Origin of the sequence: Marinactinospora thermotolerans DSM 45154 (genome assembly GCF_900167435.1) — a bacterium.
GTDB lineage: Bacteria > Actinomycetota > Actinomycetes > Streptosporangiales > Streptosporangiaceae > Marinactinospora > Marinactinospora thermotolerans.
Genome location: NZ_FUWS01000008.1, coordinates 116,190 through 136,213, shown reverse-complemented (window position 1 = coordinate 136,213; position 20,024 = coordinate 116,190). Strand labels below are relative to the sequence as shown.

At 69.3% G+C, this 20,024-nt stretch carries 20 protein-coding genes and 1 tRNA gene; 4 read left to right on the top strand and 17 right to left on the bottom strand.

The genetic code is table 11. The annotated features are described in order from the left end of the window. Nucleotides 1–400: 400 nt before the first annotated feature. Genes cas2 through cas6 form a run of 7 tightly spaced genes read right to left on the bottom strand, consistent with a single transcriptional unit; the run spans nucleotide 401 to nucleotide 8,395 of the window. Nucleotides 401–664: a CRISPR-associated endonuclease Cas2 gene (cas2, locus tag B5D66_RS15565; protein WP_078762590.1), complete on the bottom strand. Its 264-nt coding sequence runs from the start codon at nucleotides 662–664 to the stop codon at nucleotides 401–403. Between the two features lie 2 nt (nucleotides 665–666). Next, on the bottom strand, nucleotides 667–1,647 hold the full coding sequence (cas1b, locus tag B5D66_RS15560) for a type I-B CRISPR-associated endonuclease Cas1b (protein WP_078762465.1): 981 nt from the start codon (nucleotides 1,645–1,647) through the stop codon (nucleotides 667–669). Next, the gene (locus tag B5D66_RS15555) at nucleotides 1,644–2,150 is read right to left on the bottom strand and encodes a CRISPR-associated protein Cas4 (RefSeq protein ID WP_200813660.1); all 507 of its coding nucleotides are present in this window, start codon (nucleotides 2,148–2,150) and stop codon (nucleotides 1,644–1,646) included. Before B5D66_RS15555 ends, cas1b begins: the two co-directional genes overlap by 4 nt. Beyond that, a complete protein-coding gene (locus tag B5D66_RS15550) occupies nucleotides 2,147–5,263 on the bottom strand; it encodes a CRISPR-associated helicase/endonuclease Cas3 (protein ID WP_078762464.1) in 3,117 nt (1,038 codons plus the stop codon). The genes B5D66_RS15555 and B5D66_RS15550 overlap by 4 nt, the downstream gene beginning before the upstream one ends. An 8-nt stretch (nucleotides 5,264–5,271) precedes the next feature. Then, nucleotides 5,272–6,330 carry a type I-B CRISPR-associated protein Cas7/Cst2/DevR gene (gene cas7i, locus B5D66_RS15545; RefSeq protein ID WP_078762463.1) on the bottom strand — a complete coding sequence of 353 codons (1,059 nt, stop codon included), beginning with the start codon at nucleotides 6,328–6,330 and terminating at the stop codon, nucleotides 5,272–5,274. Beyond that, the gene (locus B5D66_RS15540; RefSeq protein ID WP_200813659.1) at nucleotides 6,330–7,748 is read right to left on the bottom strand and encodes a hypothetical protein; all 1,419 of its coding nucleotides are present in this window, start codon (nucleotides 7,746–7,748) and stop codon (nucleotides 6,330–6,332) included. The genes cas7i and B5D66_RS15540 overlap by 1 nt, the downstream gene beginning before the upstream one ends. Next, nucleotides 7,745–8,395: a CRISPR-associated endoribonuclease Cas6 gene (gene cas6 / locus B5D66_RS15535; RefSeq protein ID WP_235001028.1), complete on the bottom strand. Its 651-nt coding sequence runs from the start codon at nucleotides 8,393–8,395 to the stop codon at nucleotides 7,745–7,747. The genes B5D66_RS15540 and cas6 overlap by 4 nt, the downstream gene beginning before the upstream one ends. A gap of 338 nt (nucleotides 8,396–8,733) precedes the next feature. Between cas6 and B5D66_RS25135 the strand changes: the two genes are divergently transcribed. After that, nucleotides 8,734–8,904 carry a hypothetical protein gene (locus B5D66_RS25135; RefSeq protein WP_200813674.1) on the top strand — a complete coding sequence of 57 codons (171 nt, stop codon included), beginning with the start codon at nucleotides 8,734–8,736 and terminating at the stop codon, nucleotides 8,902–8,904. A gap of 1,135 nt (nucleotides 8,905–10,039) precedes the next feature. On the opposite strand, the gene B5D66_RS15530 is transcribed toward B5D66_RS25135, so the two are convergent. Both B5D66_RS15530 and B5D66_RS15525 read right to left on the bottom strand, forming a co-directional pair. Further along, the gene (locus B5D66_RS15530; protein ID WP_078762460.1) at nucleotides 10,040–10,582 is read right to left on the bottom strand and encodes a flavoprotein; all 543 of its coding nucleotides are present in this window, start codon (nucleotides 10,580–10,582) and stop codon (nucleotides 10,040–10,042) included. Continuing rightward, nucleotides 10,579–11,898 carry a helix-turn-helix transcriptional regulator gene (locus B5D66_RS15525; protein ID WP_327308674.1) on the bottom strand — a complete coding sequence of 440 codons (1,320 nt, stop codon included), beginning with the start codon at nucleotides 11,896–11,898 and terminating at the stop codon, nucleotides 10,579–10,581. Before B5D66_RS15525 ends, B5D66_RS15530 begins: the two co-directional genes overlap by 4 nt. Nucleotides 11,899–12,266: 368 nt before the next feature. Here B5D66_RS15525 and B5D66_RS15520 point away from each other — a divergent pair, with 368 nt between their 5' ends. Further along, complete coding sequence (locus B5D66_RS15520) at nucleotides 12,267–12,530, top strand: hypothetical protein (protein ID WP_078762458.1); 264 nt, start codon at nucleotides 12,267–12,269, stop codon at nucleotides 12,528–12,530. Between the two features lie 2 nt (nucleotides 12,531–12,532). After that, nucleotides 12,533–13,288, top strand: a complete 756-nt coding sequence (locus B5D66_RS15515) for a site-specific integrase (protein WP_235001027.1) — start codon at nucleotides 12,533–12,535, stop codon at nucleotides 13,286–13,288. Nucleotides 13,289–13,375: 87 nt separating this feature from the next. On the opposite strand, the gene B5D66_RS15510 is transcribed toward B5D66_RS15515, so the two are convergent. The 5 genes from B5D66_RS15510 to B5D66_RS15490 form a co-directional block, all read right to left on the bottom strand. Then, a tRNA-Val gene (locus B5D66_RS15510) sits at nucleotides 13,376–13,449 on the bottom strand. A gap of 64 nt (nucleotides 13,450–13,513) precedes the next feature. After that, a complete protein-coding gene (locus B5D66_RS15505) occupies nucleotides 13,514–13,858 on the bottom strand; it encodes a hypothetical protein (protein WP_078762457.1) in 345 nt (114 codons plus the stop codon). Nucleotides 13,859–13,873: 15 nt separating this feature from the next. Continuing rightward, the gene (locus tag B5D66_RS15500; RefSeq protein ID WP_078762456.1) at nucleotides 13,874–14,335 is read right to left on the bottom strand and encodes a peroxiredoxin; all 462 of its coding nucleotides are present in this window, start codon (nucleotides 14,333–14,335) and stop codon (nucleotides 13,874–13,876) included. Nucleotides 14,336–14,470: 135 nt separating this feature from the next. Further along, nucleotides 14,471–14,899, bottom strand: a complete 429-nt coding sequence (locus tag B5D66_RS15495; protein WP_078762455.1) for a DUF3052 domain-containing protein — start codon at nucleotides 14,897–14,899, stop codon at nucleotides 14,471–14,473. A 152-nt stretch (nucleotides 14,900–15,051) separates the two neighbouring features. Further along, nucleotides 15,052–15,480 (bottom strand): secondary thiamine-phosphate synthase enzyme YjbQ, encoded by a 429-nt coding sequence (locus B5D66_RS15490; protein ID WP_078762454.1) that lies wholly within the window; start codon nucleotides 15,478–15,480, stop codon nucleotides 15,052–15,054. Nucleotides 15,481–15,669: 189 nt separating this feature from the next. On the opposite strand from B5D66_RS15490, the gene B5D66_RS15485 reads away from it, so the two are divergent. Then, complete coding sequence (locus B5D66_RS15485; RefSeq protein ID WP_144390151.1) at nucleotides 15,670–17,430, top strand: alkaline phosphatase D family protein; 1,761 nt, start codon at nucleotides 15,670–15,672, stop codon at nucleotides 17,428–17,430. A gap of 51 nt (nucleotides 17,431–17,481) precedes the next feature. Here B5D66_RS15485 and B5D66_RS15480 read toward each other — a convergent pair whose 3' ends face one another. The 3 genes from B5D66_RS15480 to B5D66_RS15470 form a co-directional block, all read right to left on the bottom strand. Beyond that, on the bottom strand, nucleotides 17,482–18,309 hold the full coding sequence (locus B5D66_RS15480; RefSeq protein ID WP_078762452.1) for a putative hydro-lyase: 828 nt from the start codon (nucleotides 18,307–18,309) through the stop codon (nucleotides 17,482–17,484). Between the two features lie 146 nt (nucleotides 18,310–18,455). Beyond that, entirely contained in the window at nucleotides 18,456–19,310 is an 855-nt protein-coding gene (locus tag B5D66_RS15475; protein ID WP_078762451.1) for a 5-oxoprolinase subunit C family protein, read from the bottom strand. Between the two features lie 53 nt (nucleotides 19,311–19,363). Next, nucleotides 19,364–19,969, bottom strand: coding sequence for a 5-oxoprolinase subunit B family protein (locus B5D66_RS15470; protein ID WP_078762450.1), 606 nt, complete (start codon nucleotides 19,967–19,969; stop codon nucleotides 19,364–19,366). Nucleotides 19,970–20,024: the final 55 nt, after the last annotated feature.

Below are 20,024 nucleotides of genomic sequence, written 5' to 3'. Positions count from 1 at the left end.
CCCTCCAGGGATGATCAGCGACCCGCGAACTCTACCGGAGACGATGACGATGATGATGATGATGTTGCGATCCCTCCAGGGATGATCAGCGACATTCGAACGGGCGGTCGACTACCGGTGTCTGTGCATGTTGCGATCCCTCCAGGGATGATCAGCGACTCGGGGTCCCCATTGACGCCATCTGTGAGCTGACCGGGTTGCGATCCCTCCAGGGATGATCAGCGACCCGGTGCTGGCGCAGATCGCGCCCGGCCTGGCCATGTTGCGATCCCTCCAGGGATGATCAGCGACCGAGAGTAAAACCGCAGGTCACGCGCCTCTTTCCGACGCGGGAAGGAGGCTGTTTTGCAGAGGTCCGCCGGTAGTGCAACACCGCAGGTCAAAACGGGTGAGGAGCCCGTCATAGTACCGGGCTGTCGCTGGTGAACTTCTGCCCGATCGTTTCCGTCCGCACCATGTGTGGTCCCTGCATCCGGTAGATGAGAACGCTGTCGTAGGACGGGTCGATCAGGTGTTTGATCGCCTCGGTGAAGGAACGGTACTGGGCCGCGGACAACTCCCCCTGAAAGACACTGCGTTGGACCCAGTGAAGGTAACGACGGCACGTTTTCAGGATTGCGGGGTTGCGCTCCGCGAGCGTGTCATAGACGACGACAACGAACATGGTCACCACCAGGGTTTGAAGGGTTTGTAGGGGGTCTCCTCAAGACAGAGCCGGACGACCTTGAGGGCTTCGAGGTGGATGAGTTCCTCGTAGCTGACCTTGCGTTTGAGGGAACGGTGGTGGACGGTGTTCGCCAGTTCGGTGCGGAGCAGTTCGGCCACCTTCTTGCGTCCCTCCTTACTCAGGGAGGCCCGTGCGACGTCGCTCTCGAAGTCGGATTGCCGCAGGGTCTTCTGCGCCGCGGCGCGGCGGAGGAGGCGTTCGGCGAAGAGCGGTCTGAAGGGTTCGGCGAGGTCAAGCGCAAGGGTGTTGCGACGACGGTCAGTGTCGGCGTGCAGGAAACCGATCGCGGGGTGCAGCGGTGTGCACCGCAACGCGGTGAGCACGCGCGCGTACACGATGGTGTTGACGTAGCTGATGAAGGCGTTCCCCGCGTTGGAGGGCGGCCTGCGGGTGCGGCCGTTGAGCCGGAGCCACGGCGGGAGCATGGTGTCGAGGGTGGCCCAGGCGGTGCGCCGGAAGTTGGCCTCGATTCTCATGAGTTCGCTGCTGCTGCGGGCTGTGGGGAGTTCCTCGGTGAGGACGTGCAGCGACCTGTCCAGCAGGTCGGTGTCCAAGGCCCATCTCACGTTGGCCGCGGTGGCCGCAACGAGGGAGCGGGCGATGGCGAGCCGTTGCCGAGGGTCAGCGGTGACCTCGACCTGGCGGCGCAGTGTGAGAGCCGAGCTCATGCCCTCGTGCGGGGTGAACGTTCCGGCGTAGTTCCCGTAGTGGTCGAGTACGTGCAAGGTGATGTCGTGGCGGTTGAGCAGGGAGACCACGGAGGTGTTCACGTCGACGTGGTCGAAGGCGACCAGGTCGCGGATGTCGGTGACGGGGATGCGCACCGGGGTCTGGTCGGGGCGTTCGATGCGGATGCTGTTGTTCTCACGGCGGATACGGCAGGGCTCGGTGAGCCAGTAGGTTCGCGTGGCGGCGGTCACAGGTCTCCCCAGCAGTAGTCCCGGTAGGAGCAGCCGCGACATCGGTCGCGGGGAAGGCGCGGTGCGGGCCGGTCGGCGGCGATGACGTCCCTGGCGGTCTGTTCGGTCTTCTCGGCCTCGGCGCGGGCAGCGGCGTTCCAAGCGACTTCGCTGGTGCGGCGGATGAGTGGATAGTGGACGACGCCGCGGGCGACGTTGACGCCGAGCCGGGCCAGAAGCAGGCAGTAGTGCCGTACCTGGACTTCGTGCTGCGGGGAGGGGGCGCGCGAGGACTTCGTCTCGTGGACGACCGCTCCCGTGGTGACCCAGTCGATCTTGGCCTCACCCAGATCGATGTCACGGCGGCGGGTGTAGGTGGTGTCGTCCAGGGCCTCTCCGAAGGCGACGGCGTCGCTGCGTTGTTCGGGGCGGTAGCCCCGGGCGTAGAGCCAGAGCTGGCGGGGGCAGTGCAGCAGGTACTTGATGTGGACACCCCCGATCCCGCCGTCGTGGTCATCGGTCACAGGATCGTCTCCGTGCTCGGGGCCGGGCCCGCGGTCATCGTCAGGTCCAGGCCGGTCTCCGGGTGGTAGGGGACATCGGTGCTCCACAGGCGCGGTTTGCCCGCCTTTCCCGGAAGGGGGTGGAGGCGGTGGGCCTTTCTGAGCGTCTGGAGCTGGGTGTAGCGGATCGGGATGAGCAGTTCGGCGGCCAGCAGCGGGTGGGCGGCACAGCGTGTCCCGTACTCCTCGACGTCATCGGCGTGCAGGATCTCGACGGTGTCGAAGGCCTCGTCGAGCCCGGTGGCGTATTCGCTCCGGTCCTCGAAGGGGATGGTGAAGGTGAGGAAGTCACGTTCGAAGTCGTCGCGGGCACGCCGGGCGTCGTGTGTCCATTGGCGGCCCCACTCGGTGTCGTAGGCCAGCCGGAGCCATTCGCCGATGGTGTGCTCGGAGATCGTCGGCCCGGGGGCGCGGTTCAGGGCGTGGCGCGCGGCATCGATGGCCCCGGCCGGGTAGGGGTGATGCTTCGGCCGGCCGGTCTGGTCAGGTTCGGGCTCGTGGACCCGGAATTCCACCACTCCCTCGGGGTGGCGTCCCCGCCTGTTGACCCGGCCCGCGCGCTGGGCCAGCGCCTCCACCGGCGCCAGTTCACTGATGCCGCGGTCGAAGTCCAGGCAGAGGGACACCTCGAGTGCCTGTGTGGCGACGACGAGACCACCCCGTCGCGCCGGTTCGCCTCCGCGCCGCTCGGGGTGCCGCCGCAGAATGCGCTGCTCGATGGCGGCGCGGTCGCACGCGCGGAACCGGGAGTGCAGCAGGAGGGCGGCGTCCGGATCGTCGGGAAGCGCGGCGCGCGCGGCCGGGGCGAGACGCTGGTAGAGGTACTGGGCGGTGGCGACGGTGTTGGCCACCACGAGCACGCTGTGGCCTTCGGCCAGCCATCGGCCGACACGGTCGAGGCTGGCCGGGTCGGTGACGGGACGTTCGTCCAGGACCAACCGGTGCCGGTCGGGCGCGGTGCCCGGCGGTGATCGGTGCAGGGTGACCGGCCTGGTGAGGCTGGGGTCCGGGCCGCCGGCCACCAGTTCGAGCATGGGCGGGGCGAGTGTGGCCGACAGGACGGCGACACGGCTGCCCAGGCGCTCCCACAACCGCATGGCCGCGCACAGACGGCCGAAGGTGACCGGATCGTAGGCGTGCAGCTCGTCGAGCACGATGATGGCGTTGGCCTGTTCGAGCAGGACGCTGGAGTAGCGGTGGCCGGCGATCGCCGCCCGCAGGAGCTGGTGGGGCGTGGAGACCCTGACCCGCTGGGCGAACAGCCCTCGCATCGCGGCGGCTTGAGCGCGCGCCTTCTCCGCCGACGCCGCGGGATCGCCGGCGCGGGACGGCCCGTCGTCGGCCGACATCTCCGTCAGGAGGGTCTGGGCCGTGGTGGCGTGCAGCACGGCGATGTCGGGGCGTTCCCGTCCCGGCGGTGGGTCCAGGTCGTCGATCAGGCGTCTGCGCGCGGCGTCGATGGAGGCCCGGTAGGGCAGTACCCACACCATCCGTGGCCGGCCGGGCATGTCGTCGAGCTGGCGGGAGGCCCAGGCCAGTGCGGCCTCGGTCTTGCCGCTGCCGGTGGGCGAGCACAGCACCAGGTGGCCGCAGGCGTCGGCGGCGGCCTTCTGGTGTGGGTAGGGCGCGGGCAGCGTGGCGAGGTAGTCGCGTGGCAGCGGCATGTGCGTCTGGAGGGAGACGTGGGCCGAGCCGCAGTGGTCGGCGAGGGTGACCGCGCCCTGGGCGAGCACGGCCATCAACCCCTCCTCGGGTGGCACCGGCTCCGACCAGTCGGCGCTGACCTGGGTGAAAGTGTCGCGGGCCAGCTCCCACAGTTTCCGGTCGTCTGTCGGGGCGAGGGCCGCGCCGAGCCGGTCGGCATACCAGCGCAGCAGGGCTTGATGGCGCTTGGCGGGGACCTGCCCCTTGGACCGGCCCGGCGGGGGGTTCGGGTCGTGACCGAACTTCCGTTTCCAGTCGGCGACCGCGGGATAGCGCTCCTGTAGGCCGTTGGGGCCGGTGAGGTGGAGGTGGTGGAAGGCCACCCCGGCCGCCACCAGCCGGCGTTCGGCGGGCGGGAGGTGCCCGGTGAGTAGGTGGACGTAGGCCAGGGAGAGCACCTCATGGCGTTCCCCCCACATGCCGCCTTTCGGTCGGATTTGGCTCTGGAAGCCCTCCGCGACCTTGCCGGCATCGTGCAACAGCGCGGCTGTCTCCACCGCCGGCCAGAACCCGGGACGGCGCGCCAGCACCCCGGCGGAGGCGATCCGTTCGGCGACGGACCGCGCCGCGTCGTGTACCGTCCGGCTGTGCTCGACCAGTGTCTCGGGACGGCCGAGACGCGAATACGCGGCCGACTTCGCCCAGACCTCGGTGAGTTCGCGCTGTTCCTCTTCGTCGCCGGCGTCCCCGGCGGCGTGCAGCCACACGGCCTGGTCGTCGACCGGGTCACGGTAGGCGCCGTGGACCCGGTGCCGGCCGGCGGGTTCGGCGCACCACACGTAGTCACCGAACCAGGTCTGGCGCCGATCGGGGTTGACCGTCTCGGCCAGGCGCAGCGAGGACGCCTGCGGCGCGCCGTGGCCTCCGATGGGAGCCAGGGCGTGGCCGATCCGCGCCTCCTTGACGGGTTCCAGCGTGGTGGGGGTGATCGAACGGACGTGGACCAGGTCCTGGGAACGGCCGAGACGCAGCGGCCACACCGGGCGACGCAGGGCCGCAGCGATCCGGTCGCCCTCGGGTGCGGGCACCCACACGCTCAGGTGCACGCCGACGAGGAAGGGACGTTCGCGCAGTGTCGTCCCTCCCTTCCCGCCACGCACCCGGCCCGCGACCGCAGGGTTGCCTCCGTCGACGGCGATCGGATGGTAGGTCTCGGCGTCAGTCCCCCGCCCCTCGGCACGGGCCGCCATCCCCAAGACGATCGGTTCGGCTGCCCGCCCGGTGGCCGCCGCCAGCATCCCCCGGACGGTGGAAGGCGGCGGCACCGGCAGGCACCGGCTCACTCCGGGGAACATCGGGTCCCGGAAGGAGGCGACGGGAGCGTACAGTTCGATCCGCACCGCCTCGATCGGCGCTCTCGGTCGTGTCATCGCCGCCCTCACCGCTGCGGGTCGTCGAACCAGTGGTCGTGCCGCCCGGCCCGGATCTCCTCTGCCAGCCCCTGCAGCAGCGAACGGGGGTGTTCCATCCGCACCTTCTTCTCGTCGATCAGGGGCGCGGCCTGGTTCTCGAACTCCTTGCGCACCCGATCGCGGAACCCCGGGCGCCAGCCGAGGCGCACCGGCGCCTCCCACTGGCCCTCCCAGGCGGCGAGCTCTTGGGCGAGGACGTCACCGCGGACGCTCAGTCCACCGCCGTCCTCCTCGCCCGTGACGACGAACCCGAGGGGGTTGACCCCGCCCGCCATCGACACCAGCGCCACGAGCGCGGGCGTCCGGTCACCGTAGTGCAGGGCCTTCTTTGCGCCTCCGGCCAGTTCGGCGATGGCCTCCAGCAGCACGGCCACCCGGTCCCGCCGGATCTCCAGGGGCAGCCGCAGCGCCTGATGGCCGCGGAAGGGGATCATGGTCGCGCCCGCCCCGATGGCCGCGGCGGCCTTGAGAGCGTCCTCTTCCTTCAGGTAGTTGGCCTTCCCCCCGTTGTCTCCGGGCAGGGTGAAGGTGCCCACCCTGGGCAGGTCGAGGAGGAACGGCGCGGCGAGGTCGGCGGTGTAGAACTGGTGGGAGTGCAGGACCGGCTCGTCGATGCCGCGCGACATCACGCCGAAGTCCTCGGTGACGCGCACCGGTTCCACCGACATGAACGTGCCCACCATGAACGGGCTGTCGCGCAGAGTGGTGGCCTCCTCCTTGGACTTCGCCGTCGCCCGCATGTACCCGAACAGGTCGTCGTCGGTGTACCTGACCGGATCGGCCGCCGTGGTGGCCTTCTGCGCCTTGCCCTGGGTCTTGCCCACCCGCTCCACCGTGGAGGGGACCGAGCCGGCCGCGGTCATGGTGTCACGCACCCAGCGGCGAAACGCCTGCGCCGACACGTAGGGGTGGATCCGTCCGCGGATCCGGGCGCTCTTCACCGGTGTGGTGGTGCTCTCCCCCTTGGCGTTGTTGGGGGCGCCCGCCTCGACCGCGAGCACGATCTTGCCGGCCAAATAGCTCATCAGGCGTAGTCCTCTTCTTCCGGGCTGTCCACATCCGCCAGCGGGTCGAACTCCGTCGGCTGGTCGTCTCCGCCGTCCTCCCCGGCCTCGGCCCCCGACAGCGACACTCCCAGCCGTCCCAGTTCGGCCAGCACCTCGAACCAAAGCAGTGCCCGAAGGCGCCAGCCGCGGGAACCGGCGGCCAGCAGCTCCTCGACCGCCGGCCCCACGTCGACGGGTTCCCCTCCGTCGAGGTACAGGCGGGCGCTGACCGTCACGAGCAGCTTGTGCAGGGGGTAGGCGCTACCAGCCACGCGGCGGTACTCGTTGAACCGTCCGCGGCTGGACTCCGTGGCGATCCAGCGCGCCACCATCTCCGCGAGCGGCCTGAGCTGTTTCGTCTCCACTCCGTGCATCACCTCCAGGTAGGCGGCCAGCAGGGACCGCCAGGCCGTATCCCTCTCCGAGGGGGCGTCAGAATCGTTGGAATGCTTGAACAGCAAGGCGACCAGGCGGTCGCGGGGCTCCAGCTCCGGATCGAACAGGGTGCGGGCCACGGCCGTCGTCCCGTCCAGGACGGTCCGGCCCGACGAGTCGACGCGGTGCAGTGACCGTTTGAGGTCCTGCCAGCCCTTGCGGCCCTGCGGTTCACTGAGCACGCGCCGCAAGAACGCCGTGACCCCGGTGCGGGTGGAGAACACCCTCAGCCACGGTTCCTGGTTGTCGTTCTTGAACGACCACAGCGTCGCCGCGACCGGACCGGCGATCGCGTGCTCCCGCAACGCGCGCACGGCAACGGCCTCAGGACCCACACCGTGGGCCAGGGCGTCGAAACCGAGCTGGCGGATGCGGCCGGCCCGTTTGATGTTGCGGACGACGAAGGCCCGCTCGACCTCCGGGTCGTCGCATGTCAGGACGGTGGCCGACCCCGCGGTCAGCCAGGCGCCGTACGGCAGCGCCCACACCGCCAATCGGCATCCTCGGCACACCGGCCACCCCAGAGTGCGTGGCGGCAGCGTGTTGACGGCGCGCACCGAGTCGAACATGGGCAGCACCGACTTCGACCACAACACCGTGCAGTCCTGTCCGCAGAACACGCACGGGTGGACCTCGCCCCTGCCCTCGTCGACGCCCAGAAGCGCGGCCATCTCGGCCAGCATCGCATCACGGTCGCGTTCCCGCCGGGCATGGGTGGGCTTGGAATTCGGGTAGAGGGCGAAGAGGACCTTCCACCAGTCATAGTCACCCCGGCCCGGCGAGGCGGTCGCGGCGAGCGCGACGTCCTCGGCGATCCGCCGCGCGGCGCGGTCCAGGTCGACGGCCTCCAGCGCCTCCGGCCGGTCCTTGCCGGCGAACTCGGTGAGCACCCGGGCGCCACACCGTTGGATCGGGTGCCCGCTCAACTCCAGCGGGGGACGGGAGAGAACCGCTTCGGTCACTTCACCCACCCGAAGCCCTGGTTGGTGGCCAATCCCAGCCCCCAGTCGTAGAGCGCGTCCAGCAACCGCGGGTCGGCGTGCAAGCGCACGCTCACCTGGGCTCCGATGCGAAACCCCTTGGCCGACCGGAACATACGTCGATGCCCCGCCTTGAGGACCTCCACCTCCACCTCGGACGGCAGCCCCAGGACGTCGGCCTTGTGCCGGCTGTTGTGAACCAGACGCTCCGCGTAACCGGCGTCGTCGGGGAGCAGGAACCGGTCCTCGTGCTTGATCACCACCGGCGACGCCGTCTCGAAGACGGCCGTGCCCGACGAATGGTCCGGCGCGGCCTCCAACCGGACGCCGCGCACTTTCAGCGGCGTTCCGCCCCACCGCACCTCTGCGCACCCGCCGAACCCGGCCAGCAGAGCCCCCGCGATCCGCGGGACCGGCGACCCCAGGAACACCATCCCCTTGTCCGAGGTGGCGTAGACGCCCTTCCGCCGTGCCGCGCCGAGGAACAGTGGAGGCCGAACCCCGAGAGGTCGCAGCGATGTCCCGTTCCAGCCGGTATCGTGCAGCTCGGTCGCGAGGGCGGGATCCTGCTTCTCGAGCAGGCTATAGACCACTCCCCGAGCCGCGCCGTGCACATCCGGCCATGCCATCTGCGGCGCGAGCGCCGCAACATCCACCCGAAACCGCATCTCCCCGCCTTCGCGTTGTCAGCAAGCGCTATTGCTATCAGCAGCCAGCGACGGCCAGCGGCCGTTTCTGACAGAAAAGCCGGAAATGGCCAAATCCATACAAACTGGCGGGTATGTGGTAACGGGCGCACGCGGCCCAGCGCAACGAGAGAAGGCGGACATCAAGGGTAGGCACCGGCCGGTCCGGCCGCCCGCCTGACGGCCATGCTCACCTGATTTCACGGTCTGCCGTACGCGCCGCCGGACTGGGCCGACCGTTTCCGAACGGGCACCCTCAGAAGCCGTCCCGCATATCCGGAATGCAGGAGCCGCATCGATCGAGCGAGACGCTGGTCGCCCAATGGGCGGGGCACAGCGTCGCGGTGCTGAAGCAGATCTACGCCAAGTGCCTCGTGGGAGAGGAGGAATGGGCCAAGAAGAAGATCGAGGAAGCGCTGAGGCTCGGGCGGGGAGATCACCGCGAGGGCTGAGGGCTTCAGCACGTATTCAGCACAGGCGCCCGCAGACGGCCGGATCCCGCCGCAAACAATCGGACGGACATGACAACGCCCCCTGGCCTGTATCCGCAGGCCAGGGGGCGTTTTCTGTGTTCAGGGAACGTGGGCGCGAGAGGACTCGAACCTCCGACCACCCGCTTGTAAGGCGGGGAAATCGGCGGGTCGGACCGTGATCGGCCTGGATTGATGAGGGGTGGCGTCCATTCCGGGTAGGGGCGGATTGCTGTCGTTGCTGTCACGGTTGCTGTCCTCTTTTCCTCCCCCCACCATGACGGAGGGTAGGGGACGGCAACCACTGACCACGAATCACTGTCCCGCTTCCTCAGTTCGGGCTCCTCAGCCCCAGCGGCGGGTGACCACGGTCCTTCGGTCGTGGTGCTCGATCGGGCCGGGGTGCTCAACCACAGACAGGCAGGGTCACGCGATCGAGTGCCACGGGAACCGAGAACGTCAGGACCACAACTCGGTGACCACAGACTGTGGAGCGGGTGACTGGGTTCCGTTAGTTTGTGCGATGTTCCGATGCTCTGGCCTGCGCTGTGGTGGGATACCGGTTAGCGATGCTCGGCCCCGTGCGGTGTGCCTGTGGCTCGGGACCGGGCGGCAGCCCGCAGCCCGAGCCACAGGCAACGCCCTGCGGCGGCGCGCAGCGCCGTCGCCTTGATCCCATATAGCTCAATTCAGCAAGAAGCTCGACTTTCCCATCGGCTACCTTCAGCGGTACTTGTCCGATTACAGCAGACCACGCAAACTCTTCTCCCTCCCCCCTAGAGAGCCGCGCACATCTTCAATTTCTTTGATCCGATTTTCAATCTCCAAGGGATTGAAGGAATCCCCACAAGTAGCCAGCCTGACACACAGCTTCTCTGATTTAGTTATCACAATCACGAGCCTGTCTCCAGCAGGCCGTCGCCCCGGTTTACAAATACCTCCAGAAAAGGCTTCAGTCCTATCGTCGGGTATCACCCCAACCGGACAACCATCAAAAAGCCTCACCTGCACACTCTTTCAACAGATGAAGGCACCCATCCTCCCGATCTGATGCCATATCAAGTTCATCCACAATAAAGACGCTTCCACATTTCACAGTTTTAGACTTCGACACTCCTTAGAGGGTCACACTTGAATGAGATTCGAGGACTTTTTTCCACGGAAAGTTTTCTCTATTTTTCTTACCATTTCCAGGATCGTGAGGCTCGAAGAATTCTGGTCCGATGAGGACTTGAACCCCTTCTTTCCGAAGCCCCTTCACGCTCCATTGAAACGGTAGTCGCGCGGCGTAAGCGGAGTTAACGAATGGGAGAATGGCGACGGGGATCCCGATCCCAATCGCCTCGTTCACCACGTCCAAGGCGTAGTTGTCGGCGATCCCGTTGGCCAGTTTGTTGATGGTGTTGAAGGTGGCCGGGGCGATGATGATGGCATCGGCTTTCGGGGAGCGGGGCTGACCGGGTTCGCGGTGGGTGTGGCGCACCGGACGGCCGGTCTGCTTTTCCAGGGCGTCGACGTCGATGAAGCCGACTGCGGCCGGGGTCGCGATGACCTGGACGGTCCATCCCTCCTCCTGGGCCATGCCGACGAGGATTCCGACGTCGGGGGCGGGGCCGGCGGCGCACACCACGATGTAGAGGGTTTTGGTCTGCTCGGTCATGCGGCGATTCTGACGCGCTCGGCGAGTTCGGTCATGTTGGTGCGCAGGTGTCCGGTGGAACGGGCGTGGATGTCGGTGATGAGCTGGTGAACGGCTGGGCGAGTCCTCAGTTCCTCGGGGGCGAGCTGTTCGGCGGTCATCAGTGCCTCGTAGGCACGGTCCAGTTTGTTCCACTGGGCGTAGGCGCGGGCGGCGTCGATGAACAGGGTCGCTTTGCGTTCGGTGACGTCGATGTTGTCCAACCGGACCCGGCGGGCGTAGTCGATGGCGCTGCCCGCGTCGCCCAGGGTGACGGCGATGTTGACCCGGTGGAGGAGAACGTTCGTGGGGCCAAAGGCGGTCCACTGGTAGTTGTGGTCTCCGCCGAGTCGGCGGCCCGCTTCCTCGGCCTCGTCCAGCAGGGTGAGGGCCTGGGCGCGGTCCTCGTTCTTGGCGGCGGCCACGGCTCCCCGCAGTAGCAACGCGCCATAGACCGAGAGGGAGTCCGGGGAAGGCTGGGCGGTGTCGTGGTCGACCCGTTCGGCCATGCGGGTGGCGAGCTCGGTGGCCGGGCTGTAGTGGCGGTCCTTCATCAGGGCGTGGGTGACGATACGGGTGCTGGCGCCGATGGTCGTGGGGTTCTCGCTGCGCTCGGCGGCCTGCATGCTGCGGTCGGCGGCGAGCCATGCCAGTCCGCGTTCCTCGGACTTGAGCAGCACGCTGGACGCCACGTGGTACGCCTCGGCCTGGAGGACGTAGACGGTTCGAAGGTCGTCACCGGTGAAGGCGGCCGTGGCGACGGCGAGCCGGTCCAGCAGTGCGGGAAGCCGCTGCGCGACCGCGCCGTAGTGGCATGCCTGGTAGCCGATCTTGGCCGCGCGCACCGCCTTGGTCAGTGCCTCGACGGTGAGGTCGGGGGCTGGAGCCGTTGTCGGGGCGCTGTAGCGGGTGAGGGCTGCGGCGATGCGGTCCACGCCGGCCAGTGATCCGGCGCTGGCGGCGATGCCCGCTCCGGCGAGGCTGATGAACTGACGTCGTTTCACTCGGTCCTCCTTCTCCTCCACGCTAGGTAGGGGGAGTCGGGCCGTGGGAGCGGTGGCCGGTGCGCTATCCCCGGTAAGGATCGCCAGATTCAGGGGTGCCAGACCGAGCAGCATGCGTGCCTGGTCGGGCATGCCCAGGCCGTCGGCGATGCGCTCGAACACCTCGAAGGCGGTGACTCGCTTGCGGCCGTTGAGGACTTCGCTGATGCGGCCCTGGGCGATTCCGGTGGCCGCTGCAAGCCTGGTCTGACTGGCGCCACCGTATTGCTGGGCGAACCTGAGCAGACCAGCCACATCGCGTTTCTGTAAAATACGACGCATTTCTTCGCGTTTCCATGCCCAGGCGGGAATGGCGATCGGTTCTGGTGCTCGTCCAGCCATCGCAACCCCTTTTACCGTGGTAGGAGTCGTCATTATCCCTACGTGGGATAACTCGGAGGAATGGGTTTTCGATCTCGCCCGCGAAACCCTGGGCCTATGGATGGTGACACGAACGCGACGTGCGCGACCTGTGAGGGCCGTGGTTGGCGCTGGGTACAGCTGAGCAGGGGTTTCGACCGGACGAATATGGCCGGACTCCGGGTGGAGCCCCAGCGAAAGAACTGCTGGGACTGTGCGGGATCGGGTCGGATCACGGTCATCCCGGTTGAGGAGACGGCGGCGTGACGGCCTCGACGCGGCAGGCGGGTCATCTCAACGCGCTGCGGGTCCGCCTGGACTGGCTCGAGGTCGACGCGCGTTTCATTCCGATACTGGGAGAATTGCAGGTGGAGCATCCCGACTACGCGGGGCCGGTGTGGGTCTCGGCCACCGAACGCGGGGCCTACGTGATGCGGGACGGCTTCTACCGGCGAGCGCTGTGCGCGGATCCCCACAAGGCGGCGCGTCAACTGGTGCGCTACTTCCAGGCGCGATTGGTCGTCTAGTGATGGACGCCGGACTGGAGACGGCGATAGCGCGGTTACGCGGGCTGATCGCCCACGAGTTGCAGCGGGAGTTCCCCGGCGCGACCGTGTGTCCACTCCCCAAGGGCGGATGGGCCGCGGTCTACCACGGGACGCCGGTGACGGCGGGGGACGCGGTGATGCTGCGCGCCCAACTGGCGGCGATGAACAGCAGTTCCATGGAGGTTCTCGGCCTGCGCTACGTCCTGGCGCTCTGCCTGGGGCTGCGGCGGGGAGAGCTGCTCGGGCTGCGCTGGCGGGATGTCAACCTGGAGACAGGACGTCTGGAGGTCGTCGACACGCTGCAACGAGTCGGCGGGCGGCTGCTCCTGGTACCGCCCAAGACCGAGGACTCGGCGCGCACGGTTCCCCTGCCCAGCCTGTGTGTGGCGGCGCTGTGGGAGCACCGGAAACGCCAGCTCGCCGAACGCTCTGCGGCGGGGCCGGCCTGGCGGGATCACGACCTGGTGTTCCCCTCACGGCGGGGTACCCCCCTGGAACCGGGCAACCTGCGGCGCAGTTGGCATCCGTTGCGCTCGGCGGCGGGCCTCGACGGGGTGCGCTTCCACGACCTGCGGCACACCTGCGTGACGCTGCTGCTCAACCTGGAGACGCCGCCCCAGGTGGTGCGTGAGATCGTCGGGCACAGCGACATCGGGGTGACCATGACGATCTACGCGCACGCCTCCCTCGACGACAGGCGGCGGGCGCTGCGCAGGCTCGGCGACGCGCTCGGCTGACGGGGTTGCTGTCACGTAGCTGTCAGCGGGCACTGATAACGCCCGGGGGCCTACCGGCTCCCGGGCGTTTCGTCTGTTCATCAGGCGTGGGCGCGAGAGGACTCGAACCTCCGACCACCCGCTTGTAAGGCGGGGGCTCTAACCAACTGAGCTACACGCCCTGGGTGAACGGGCCGTCGTCCGTGTTCGGAGACGGACGGCTGTGAAGATAGTACCGGTTCCGGGCTATCCGCGCGCACGTGGAGCCGACAGGCGCGACAGCCCGCTCAGCGCCCTGGAGAGGGCCTGCTCGACCTCGTTGGTCAGGGCCGCGTCGGGGCGCGCGGGGCCGAGGGCCGGCCTGGTCTGGGGGCGGACCTCGCCACAGCTGTGGCACTCGATCTCGCCGAGGCGCGACGACAGGAAGGTGGAACGGCACCGTCCGCACCGGTCGAGGTCGGCCTTCCAGTCGTGGACGAGTTGACAGTCCGGGCAGACGAGGACCTGACGTTCGTGGCGCACGCCGCGCTTCCACGGGGACACGCCACGGGTCGGGTCGCTCTGCCTCGCCCCGCACAGGAAGCAGGGCATGGGTCTCCTTCGGGATCAGCTCAGCTCGGCGAGCGCCTTGCGGTACTGTTCGGGGTCGCGCGCCTCGGAGATCGGGTTGACGACCTTCCAGCGGACGACGCCCTCTTTGTCGATCAGGAACGTGGCACGCACGGCGACGCCCTTGTCCTCGTCGAAGACACCGTACGCCGTGGCGACGGCGCCGTGCGGCCAGAAGTCCGACAGCAGTGGATAGTCGAGGTCCTCCTGCTCGGCCCAGACCCGATGGGAGAACATCGAGTCGACCGAGACGGTCAACAGCTGGACCTCGTCGTTTTGGAACGCGTCGATGTTGTCCCGGATCCCGCGGAGTTCGCCACCGCACACGCCGGAGAAGGCCAGAGGGTAGAACACCAGGAGGACGTTCTTACGCCCCTGGAAGTCCGCGAGCCGGACCGGCTGGCCGTGCTGGTCGGCGAGTTCGAAATCCGGGGCCCTGTGGCCGACCTCGATCGACATCCGTTTCCTCGTCCTCCGCGTGCTCGGCGCCTGGTGGTCGTCGTGCCGCCCGACCGGAGCGGTGGGCGGCACGCTGTCCGAGATCACCTTAGGGCAGGTGTCTGCGGCGGCACCGTCCGGGCACGCAGGATCGAATCAGTGACGTGTCTTCGCAACGAGGCGGGTGCCCGACCAGTTCTGGCCGGTGCTGATGGCGCTGGTCTGCGACAGCCCCGCGGTCGAGGCGGCTTCGGCGACGTCGCTCGGTGAGACGTGTCCCTCGCGTCCGGCCTTGGGTGTCAGCACCAGGATGATGCCGCCGTCCTCGATCGTGGAGATCATGTCCATCAACACGTCGGCGAGGTCGTCCTCCTCGTCGTCGCGCCACCACAGCAGCACGGCGTCGATGACGTCACCGTAGTCCTCGTCGACCAGCTCGTTGCCGGTCCGCTCGGCGATCGACGCGCGCAGCTGCTCGTCCACGTCGTCGTCGAACCCGATTTCCTGCACCACCTGACCCGGTTTGAACCCGAGTCGATCGGCCAGGCCACGTTCGCTCTGTGCCTGACCCGCGGTCGCGCTCACGAAAGTCCTCCTCCACATTCAATGTCGCCCGCGTTCTTGCGGGCCCGGCCGCGACAAGCCCCGTTTCACCGGGTCGATCCCGCCGTTGCTGGCTAAGTTCACACGCTGGAGGCGGTATCCGTCAACGCGGTCGCCTCCTTGTGCTCCTGCTTCTACCATCCTGCCCCGTCAGCAGGGCTCGTCAAGAACGACAGCCGCACCTGACGGCGCGGATTGTCCACGTTGACGTCCACGATGGCCACAGATTGCCACGTTCCAAGCGCGAGTTCCCCCGAAACCACGGGAATCGTCGCGTAGGGAGCGATCATCGCCGGCATGACGTGGGACCGTCCGTGTCCGGGGGAGCCGTGGCGGTGGCGCCACCGGTCGTCGGCGGGGAGGAGGTCGCGCAGCGCGGCGAGCAGGTCGTCGTCGGATCCGGAGCCGAGCTCCATGATCGCCACGCCCGCGGTCGCGTGCGGGACGAAGACGTTGAGCAGCCCGTCCCCTCCGGCCTCGGCGACGAAATCCGCGCACTGGCGGGTGATGTCGGTGACGCTCTCCTCACCGCCGGTGCGCAGATCGATAAGTTTTGTCCGCATGGGCGGACGGTTACCCACGCCGGGGCCTTCTCCAACCTCGCGGAGGGGTGGGACATGCCGCTTCTCGGGGAGGGGAGGTGGGAGAGGTCGCGGCGTTTTCGCTCAGCGCGGGCATTGGCGACATACTCGTCAACGGGTGCGGGCGTCACCCTCCGGCCCGCGCACACCGACCCTCTGCGGGAGAGACCTGTGACTGCTGGACTGCGGCTCGGCCCCATGCTGCGCCACGTAAGCGCGACCTCCGCGGCGATCTGGGTGGAGACCGACGCCCCGTGCCGCGTGACGGTGCTCGCCGGCGACACGTCGGCCACGGCCGACACCTTCACGGTGCACGGCCACCACTACGCGATCTGCGAGCTGACCGGTCTCACGCCGGGCTCCTCGACCCCCTACGAGGTCCGGTTGGACGGTGGCCGGGTCTGGCCCGAGCCTGATTCACCGCACCCTCCGAGCCTGGTGTGCACCCCCGCCCCGGACACTCCGGTGCGCATCCTGTTCGGGTCGTGCCGGACCCCGACCGACCATTCGACGTCGGCGGTGCTGCGCTACGGTGTCGACGTGGTCCGCGCCTACGGGCTGCGGCTGGCCGATCGGCGGCGGGCGGCGATGGAGGGCCACGAGGCGGAACGCACCGACGACCTGGGGGACGAGGCCGGACCGGCCGAACCGACCGTCCTGCTGATGATCGGCGACCAGGTCTACGCCGACGAGCTCCAGCAGCCCATGGTGGAGTTCCTGCGGCGGCGGCGCGAGGGCGGCCCGCGGGAGGCCGACGCGGCGCAGTCCCAACCCCCGCGCGATGAGGTCGTCTTCTACGACGAGTACGCCGAACTGTACCGGCAGGCCTGGTCGGACCCCGACGTCCGCTGGCTGCTGTCGACGGTGCCGACCCTGATGATGTTCGACGACCACGACATCCGTGACGACTGGAACACCTCGGGGACGTGGCGCCGCGAGATCGCGGAGAACCCGTGGTGGCGACCGAGGATCACCTCCGGGCTGGGCGCCTACTGGGTCTACCAGCACCTGGGCAACCTCTCCCCGGAGGAACGCGCGGCCGACCCGGTGTTCGCGGCGGTGCGCGCGTCCCGCGGGGACGCGGCGGAGGCGTTGGACGGGTTCGCCTGGCGCGCGCACGTGGAGCCGCACAGCTACCGTTGGAGCTACCGCCACGACATCGGGCGCACCCGGGTCCTCATGGTGGACACCCGTTGCGGGCGCTCGGTCGAGGACGACTCCCGGCGTTCCATCCTGGGTCCCGAAGGAACCGTCTGGCTGGACTCGCAGCTCACCGGTGACGTCGACCACCTGGTGGTGGCGAGCACGCTGCCGTTCCTGATGCCGGAGGGGGTGCACTACCTGGAGGCGTGGAACGAGGCGGTGTGCGCGGGCGCGTGGGGGCGGCGTCTGCGCGGGCCCGCGGAGCGGTTACGTCAGGAACTGGACCTGGAGCACTGGCCGGCCTTCCAGCGTTCGTTCCGGGCGGTGGAGGAGTCGGTGCTGAGCGTCGCGTCGGGGCGGCGGGGGGAGCCGCCGGCGAGCGTGCTGTTCCTCGGCGGTGACGTCCACTTCTCCTATCTCGCGGGGGCGCGTCCGCGTAAGGGCGCGTCGTCGGGCACCCGGATCGCGCAGTTGGTGTGCTCGCCGACGTGCAACTGGTTGCAGCCGATGATGCGCCGGATGATGTGGGTGTCGGTGCGCGCGCTGACCGGCCTGCTGTGCCGGTTGCTGGCGCGGATGGCGGGGGTGCGCGCCCCCGCCCTGGCCTGGCGGCTGGAGGCCGGTCCCTGGTACGACAACGCCCTGGCGACGCTGGTGCTGGACGGCCGCGGCTCCGAAGCGGTCTGGGAGCACTCCCCGGTGTCGACCCGCGCGGTGGAGGAGCTCTCGCCGGGGAGGACGGGGCGGCCGGGGATGCGCGAGCTGGTCCGCTACCGGCTCACCGGTTGAGCGTGGTGGGGCCGGGCCGCCGGGGAGACCCGGGCGCCCCGGCCGCGTGCCTCAGGGGACCTGGTAGGTGGTGTCGCGGACGTCGGTGATGGCCATGTGGCCGGGTGCGTGGCCGATGGCGAACTCCGGCGCGGAGGCCATGACGGCGGCCTGGGGGGTGACCCCGCAGGCCCAGAAGACCGGGATCTCCCCGGGGTGGATCTCGACGGGGTCACCGAAGTCGGGGCGGCCCAGGTCGGCGATGCCGAGCGCGGCGGGGTCGCCGATGTGGACCGGCGCGCCGTGGACGGCGGGGTAGCGGGAGGTGACGCGGACCGCGTCGGCGACCTGGGCGGCGGGGATGGGGCGCATCGACACGACGAGCGGTCCCGACAGTCGTCCCGCGGGCCGGCACTGGCGGTTGGTGCGGTACATCGCGACGTTGGTGCCGGTTTCGATGTGGCGGACGGGGATGCCGGCCTCCAGCATCGGCGTCTCGAAGGTGAAGCTGCACCCGATGAGGAAGGCGACGAGGTCGTCGCGCCAGGCCGCGGTGGCGTCGGTGGTCTCCTCGACCTGTTCGCCGTTGACGTAGATCCGGTAGGCGGGCAGGTCGGTGCGTATGTCACCGGCGAAGATCGACGCGGCGGTCTCGCCCGGTTCGGTGACGTCCAGGACGGGGCACGACTTGGGGTTGCGCTGGGCGAACAGGAGGAAGTCGAAGGCGAGGTCGCGGGGCAGCGCGATCAGGTTGGCCTGGGCGTATCCGGCGGCGTACCCCGAGGTGGGCACGCGCAGGCCGGCGCGGAAGAGGGCCCGGGCCTCCCCTGGGGACAGCCGGGCGGGGTCCTCGGGCGGGACGGGCGGGGTCGGAGAGGTCGGCGGAATGAGCTGGGACATGGGTCCTCCTCGGTTATCCACAGATTCGTCCGGGGGCTGGCCGGCGGGGACTTGACAGGTGCAGGATGTTGTTCACGCGGTTCCGCTGGTCGGGTGGCCTGCCCCCGGACGGGGTGGGGCGTGGGTGCGGGGGTCGTGTGCCGCGTTCACGTGTGGAACCTCAGTCGGGTGCCCGGGCGGGCCTGGGCGGCACGGGGCAGGTCTGCCGACACCACGACCGCGATGACGGGGTAGCCCCCCGTCACCGGGTGGTCGGCGAGGAACAGCACGGGGTCCCCGTCCGGAGGGATCTGGAGCGCCCCCGCGACAATGCCCTCGCTGGGCAGTTCGCCGGTGCGGGCGCGGCGCAGCGGCGGTCCCGACAGCCGGGCGCCGATCCGGTCGCTGCGTCCGGTCACCTCGTAGGGGCTGCTGAGCAGTGTGGTGACGGCCTCCGGCGTGAACCAGTCGTCGCGCGGCCCGGGCACGACGCGCAGGCTCACCTCCGTCTCCGGCAGGGGTGCGGTGGGGGCCAGGTCCACCACGGGGAAGGCCCTCGGCGCCGCTCCGATGGGCAGCAGCGTGCCGGGGCCGGGGACCTGCGGGCCGAGGCCGGCGAGGATGTCGGTGGAACGCGAGCCGAGGACCGGCTCGACGTCGATGCCGCCGCGTACCGCGACGTAGCTGCGCAGCCCGGTCCGGGGTGGTCCGAGCCGCAGCTCGGCCCCGTCGGGCAGGTACAGCACGCTGTCGGGCGCGGCTCCGCGTCCGTCCACCGTGACCGGGCAGGGGGCTCCGGTGACCGCGACGGTCAGATCGCCGTGGGCGCGGGCGCGCAGCCCGCCGAACGTCACCTCCAGCGCCGCGGCGCCGTCGTCGTTGGCGAGGAGGCGGTTGGCCAGGGCGTAGGCGTCACGGTCGGCGGCGCCCGAGGCTCCGACGCCCAGCGAGGCGTGGCCGAACCGCCCGGTGTCCTGCACGGTGGTGAGGATCCCGGTGTCCAGTACTTCGAGGGCTCGCATCCGCCCCGTCTTCTCCGTCCGTGTCGTCGTTCGGTGCTGGGGTGCGCCGCTGTTCATTCCTCGGTGAACCGCACGCGCACCCCGGGGCGCAGCAGCCCCGGCGGGTCGCGCTGCAGGTCCCACACGACCGTCTCGGTGTGTCCGATGAGCTGCCAGCCGCCGGGGGAGCTGCGCGGGTAGACGCCGCTGAACTCCCCGGCCAGGGCCACGGCGCCGGCCGGCACGCGGGTGCGCGACTCCTTGCGGCGTGGGACGTGCAGCCGTGGGTCGTCGCCGACGAGGTAGCCGAATCCCGGCGCGAAGCCGCAGAAGGCGACGGTCCAGGTCGCGGCGGTGTGCGCGGCGACGACGTCGCGTCGGGTCAGCCCGGTGAGGCGGGCGACGTCGGCGAGGTCGGCGCCGTCGTAGGTGACGGGGATGCGCACCTCTCCCAGGTCGGGGCGGCGGCCTCGTTGCGGCCGCAGGTCGCGCAGGGCCTCGGTGACCGCCGCGGTCTCGGTGCCGCCCGCCAGCCGCAGGAGGATGGTGCGGGCGGCCGGAACCGTTTCGACGACGCCGGGTGGCGGTGTCTCGGCGAGGGCCGCGTGCAGGGCCATCACCTCGTCGAGGTCGGCGACCTCGACGAGGATCGCGGAGTCACCACAGCTGCGGACGCGCACTTGGTCGCCTCCTCGTCTTCGGTGTCGGTGTTTTCGCCATGTCGCGGATCCACTC

Coding starts and splice junctions, on each gene's coding strand:
- cas2 (WP_078762590.1), bottom strand. CDS start 664: ATGTTCGTTGTCGTCGTCTATGACACGCTCGCGGAGCGCAACCCCGCA.
- B5D66_RS15550 (WP_078762464.1), bottom strand. CDS start 5,263: ATGACACGACCGAGAGCGCCGATCGAGGCGGTGCGGATCGAACTGTAC.
- cas7i (WP_078762463.1), bottom strand. CDS start 6,330: ATGAGCTATTTGGCCGGCAAGATCGTGCTCGCGGTCGAGGCGGGCGCC.
- cas6 (WP_235001028.1), bottom strand. CDS start 8,395: ATGGCATGGCCGGATGTGCACGGCGCGGCTCGGGGAGTGGTCTATAGC.
- B5D66_RS25135 (WP_200813674.1), top strand. CDS start 8,734: ATGCAGGAGCCGCATCGATCGAGCGAGACGCTGGTCGCCCAATGGGCG.
- B5D66_RS15530 (WP_078762460.1), bottom strand. CDS start 10,582: ATGACCGAGCAGACCAAAACCCTCTACATCGTGGTGTGCGCCGCCGGC.
- B5D66_RS15515 (WP_235001027.1), top strand. CDS start 12,533: ATGGACGCCGGACTGGAGACGGCGATAGCGCGGTTACGCGGGCTGATC.
- B5D66_RS15505 (WP_078762457.1), bottom strand. CDS start 13,858: ATGCCCTGCTTCCTGTGCGGGGCGAGGCAGAGCGACCCGACCCGTGGC.
- B5D66_RS15500 (WP_078762456.1), bottom strand. CDS start 14,335: ATGTCGATCGAGGTCGGCCACAGGGCCCCGGATTTCGAACTCGCCGAC.
- B5D66_RS15490 (WP_078762454.1), bottom strand. CDS start 15,480: ATGCGGACAAAACTTATCGATCTGCGCACCGGCGGTGAGGAGAGCGTC.
- B5D66_RS15480 (WP_078762452.1), bottom strand. CDS start 18,309: ATGTCCCAGCTCATTCCGCCGACCTCTCCGACCCCGCCCGTCCCGCCC.
- B5D66_RS15475 (WP_078762451.1), bottom strand. CDS start 19,310: ATGCGAGCCCTCGAAGTACTGGACACCGGGATCCTCACCACCGTGCAG.